This is a genomic window from uncultured Campylobacter sp., from assembly GCF_938045595.1.
Lineage (GTDB): Bacteria > Campylobacterota > Campylobacteria > Campylobacterales > Campylobacteraceae > Campylobacter_B.
The window spans coordinates 1-4,012 of record NZ_CALIBB010000085.1 but is presented as its reverse complement, the minus strand read 5'-3'; the positions used below and the strand labels follow the sequence as shown (position 1 = coordinate 4,012).

Genomic DNA, 4,012 nt, shown 5'->3' with positions numbered 1-4,012 from the left:
GAGGTCGCGATAGAATCGATGTTTTACGCCTATAATCCGCAGTCTGTTTTAAAGCTCGCTCAGTTTCGCGGCGCGCTGGCTCTTAAAATTTTACAAATTTTTGGAAATTTTGCCGAATATACGCCGCTTCAGGTAAAAAAATCTGTCACAGGAAAGGCAAAGGCTGCGAAAGAGCAAGTTGCTTTCATGGTGAAGCGGATCTTGGGGATTAATAAGGAGATTAAGCCGCTTGATATTACGGATGCTATAGCTATCGCGCTTACGCATGCAAATGTTATGCGCTTAGCGCCTAAATAGGAGGTTTTATGAAAATCGCTATTTTGCAAATGGACGTGAAAATGGCTCAAAATTTTGCAGATTGTGAGCAAAATTTTATCCGCGCGCGCGGGCTGATCGATCGCGCGTTAAAACGCGGCGCGGACGTATTGGTGCTGCCCGAGGCATTTAACACGGGCTTTTGTGTACAAAATTTCAAGCGCTTAGCCGACGCGGGAGCTGCGCGAACGAAGGGATTTTTAAGCGAAATTTCGCAAAACTGCGGCGCTGTTTTAATAGGCGGATCGATAAACTCCGAGCGAGATAAAATTTATAATTCCGCTTTCGTCTATCAAAACGGAGCCGAAATTTTACGCTACGACAAGGTCCACGCCTTTTCGCTCGCTCGCGAAAACGAGATCGTAAGTGGCGGCGATAGGTTGGGAATTTGCGAGATCAAATTTAAAAATCGCGCGGTCAAAATCGGCGTCGCGATCTGCTACGATCTGCGCTTTTGTGAAATTTTTCGCGCCTTGGTGCTTCGCGGCGCGCAAGTGGTTTTTGTAATCGCGCAGTTCGCGCAAAGCCGCATAGAGCATTTTATCACGCTCGCTAAGGCCCGCGCGATCGAAAATCAAATTTTTATCTGCGCGGTAAACGGCTGCGGCGATACGGGGCAGGGCGAGAGTTTCGGCGGAAATTCCATGCTGATCGGTCCCGGCGGCGAGATCGTCGCGCGCCTAGGCAAAAAAGAAGCCGTGAAGATTGCTCGAGCGGATTTAAATGAAATTTTAAAATTTCGCGCTAAAATGGATCTTTTAAAAGATATGAAACCTGAAATTTATAAGGAGTTTTGATGAAAACTTTGGTATTTGTGATCGATATGCTAAACGGCTTCGTAAAATTCGGCGCGATGTCCGATCCCAGCATAGTAAAGATCGCCCCTGCGGTGCTTAGACAGATTGAGGCGGCGAAAAACGTGCATTTCATCTGCGACGCTCACGCCGAGCGGGATTTGGAGATGAAGCGCTATCCGATCCACTGTCTAGTTGGCTCGCCCGAAGCGGAGGTGATCGAGGAGCTTGCGCCCTACTTAAGCGAGCAAAACGTCACTTTTAAGCGCAGCACTAACGGCTTTCATAATTTGGATAAGAAAATTCTGGGCGGCTTTGATCGCTTTGTGATTACGGGCTGTTGCACCGATATCTGCGTGATGCAGTTTGCGCTTAGCCTGCGCACCTATCTCAACGAAATTGGCGCCGATAAAGACGTCATCGTTCCGCGCGATGCGGTAGCTACCTACGATGCGCCGAATCATGAGCGCGGCTACTACGACGAATGTGCGCTAAGCTTAATGCAAAATGCGGGTATTTTGGTGATTTAAGCTGTACTTAGATTAAACAGAATTTCAAGCTAAATTTTCTAGCTTATAAATTTTAAAATTTTAGAGCCGTTCTTAAAATTCTAAATTTTTGAGCGGTATAATTTTGAAATTTTGTGTTGCTCGTAAAATTTTAAAATTTTAATCTTTTTATGGAATTTAGCTTTGTTTTACCGCGACTGCTTTTGCGACGAAAAATCCTACTACTCCGGAAATTATCGAGCCTAAAAATACCGCGAGCTTGTCCGTGTAATGATACATATCGCTGCCGCCGTATGCCAGGCCATCGACGAAAAGTGCCATCGTAAAGCCGATACCACAGATGATTGCTACTGCGTAAAGCTGCGGCCAGCCTGCGTTTTCGGGCATGTAGGCGATTTTGGCTTTGATTAAGATCCAGCTAAAGGCAAAAATTCCGATCTGTTTACCGAAAAATAGTCCGAGCATGATGCCCATCGGCACCGGACCGAAAAGGAAGCTAGGACTGATGCCTGCTAGCGAAACGCCTGCGTTTGTAAAGGCAAAGATCGGCAAGATGAAAAAATTTACGGGGTAGGCTAGTCCGTGCTCCATATCCTTTAGCATAGAGCCCGAGCGGGTCTTAAGCGGGATGCAAAAGCCCGCCAGTACTCCTGCGATAGTCGCGTGGATGCCCGAGTTTAGTACCATCACCCACAGTACGACGGCTACGATGATAAACGGAAGCTTTTTATCGACGCCAAGTCTGCTCATCGCTAGCATTATTGCGACACAGGCAGCTGCACCGCCTAGATAGATTGCGTTTATGGTAGAGGAATAAAACAAAGCGATGATTAAAATTGCACACAGATCGTCCATTATCGCAAGCGTTAGGACAAAAATTTTAAGGCTCGCGGGGATTTTTTTGCCTAAAAGTGCCATCACACCCACGGCAAAGGCTATGTCGGTTGCCGTTGGGATCGCCCAGCCCTTCATCGCGACGGCATCGCCCCAGTTGATGATCGAAAATATGATCGCAGGCATCATTACTCCGCCCAGAGCTGCGAAGCTAGGAAGTAAAATTTGAGAGAAATGGCGCAGCTGCCCTTCGATCTTTTCGCGCTTGAGCTCAAGTCCGATGGCAAAGAAAAATATCGCCATGAGCACGTCATTTACTAAAAAATGCATCGATTCATCGAGCTTTGCGGGGCCGACGCCTATGGTAAAACTTAGATGTAAAAACGCCTCATAGTATTTTGATAAAAAGCTTACGTTTTGAGCGATGATCGCAAGAACTGCGGATAAAAGCAGTATAATTCCCGCGCTACTTTCGCTTGATAAAATTTTCTTAATGATATGTTGCACATGCTTCCTTTAAAATTTTGCTCTAATTTTATGCAAATTTTAATTAAATTTTTATCAAAACGGGCTAGTTGCTCGGTAAATTCGGCATTATTAGCATCGCATAAAGTATTATAAACATCAGGATCGTAGGGCCTTCGTTGATCGCACGGAAGTATTTTCCGCTCCTGCGGCACTCATTTTTTTCAAATTTATACATATAATAATACAGCCACAAATGATAACAGATTAGCAAAACCCCGGCTAGTAATTTTATATGAAAATACCCCATTTTCATAAGCCCAGGATTTAAAATGATAAGCATCACGCCGCTAAAAACCGTCACCGCCATTGCTATCCAACCGATCGCGTGATACAGCATCCGCTCCATCTTTTTAACGACCTTTACGAAATCCGGCTTGTCTAAATTTTCAGCGTGATATACATACAGGCGCGGCATATAAAACAGCATCGCCATCCATGAAATAAAGCCCGCAAAATGGACAAATTTAAACCAAAAATAACTCATTTTAGCCTCCTTAATCTCTCATTAAAATTTCTTTTCTAGCTTCAAATTCCTCTTTGGAAATCGCGCCTTTTTGATACAGCTCAAAGAGCGCATCGACTTTTTTTAGACGCCCCTCGTAGTCGTCTTCCTCCGTCTCACTTACAAAAGCATTTAAATCTTCCACCCAAATTCCTACGAAAAATATATCCAGCAAAATCCAAATTCCCCAAATCGCCCAAAACAAAAAGCCCACTAAAAACCACAGCGTAAAACTTCCCAGCCAAAATAGCGCGATTTGAGCAAATCCGCTGATAAATTTGCCGCAATAAATTCTATGCAGTCCGCCACCGATCGGCATAGCTGCGACCCACGAAAACGCACCTAAAAACCAAAGCGCGTAAGCGATGTAATTATTTCTCTTCATTTTTCTCCTTTTTTGCGGCGCGTAAGCCCTGAAAAATAAAAATCACGACGGCTAGATCGATCATCACGTCGGCAAAATTAAACACCGCAAACTCAAACCACTTATGCCACGCGACGTAATCCACGACGCCACCGCGAATGAAGCG

7 protein-coding genes are annotated in these 4,012 nt (G+C 45.0%); 3 read left to right on the top strand and 4 right to left on the bottom strand.

Annotated features, from left to right (window positions below; all coding sequences use genetic code 11):
* The 3 genes from ruvC to Q0340_RS03320 all read left to right on the top strand — a co-directional run.
* Positions 1–297 (top strand): crossover junction endodeoxyribonuclease RuvC (gene ruvC / locus Q0340_RS03330; protein WP_298082151.1); only part of this gene is annotated, 297 nt, incomplete at its 5' end.
* An 8-nt stretch (positions 298–305) separates the two neighbouring features.
* A complete protein-coding gene (locus tag Q0340_RS03325; RefSeq protein ID WP_298082150.1) occupies positions 306–1,112 on the top strand; it encodes a nitrilase-related carbon-nitrogen hydrolase in 807 nt (268 codons plus the stop codon).
* Entirely contained in the window at positions 1,112–1,639 is a 528-nt protein-coding gene (locus Q0340_RS03320; RefSeq protein ID WP_298082149.1) for an isochorismatase family cysteine hydrolase, read from the top strand. The genes Q0340_RS03325 and Q0340_RS03320 overlap by 1 nt, the downstream gene beginning before the upstream one ends.
* 156 nt (positions 1,640–1,795) lie before the next feature.
* Here Q0340_RS03320 and nhaA read toward each other — a convergent pair whose 3' ends face one another.
* From nhaA to Q0340_RS03300, 4 genes are all read right to left on the bottom strand, one after another.
* A complete protein-coding gene (gene nhaA / locus Q0340_RS03315) occupies positions 1,796–2,959 on the bottom strand; it encodes a Na+/H+ antiporter NhaA (RefSeq protein ID WP_298082148.1) in 1,164 nt (387 codons plus the stop codon).
* Between the two features lie 64 nt (positions 2,960–3,023).
* Positions 3,024–3,464, bottom strand: coding sequence for a CopD family protein (locus tag Q0340_RS03310; protein WP_298082147.1), 441 nt, complete (start codon positions 3,462–3,464; stop codon positions 3,024–3,026).
* A 10-nt stretch (positions 3,465–3,474) separates the two neighbouring features.
* Positions 3,475–3,867, bottom strand: a complete 393-nt coding sequence (locus Q0340_RS03305; protein WP_298082146.1) for an SHOCT domain-containing protein — start codon at positions 3,865–3,867, stop codon at positions 3,475–3,477.
* A partial coding sequence (locus Q0340_RS03300) for a signal peptidase II (RefSeq protein WP_298082152.1) occupies positions 3,854–4,012 on the bottom strand: 159 nt, incomplete at its 5' end. The genes Q0340_RS03300 and Q0340_RS03305, both read right to left, overlap by 14 nt.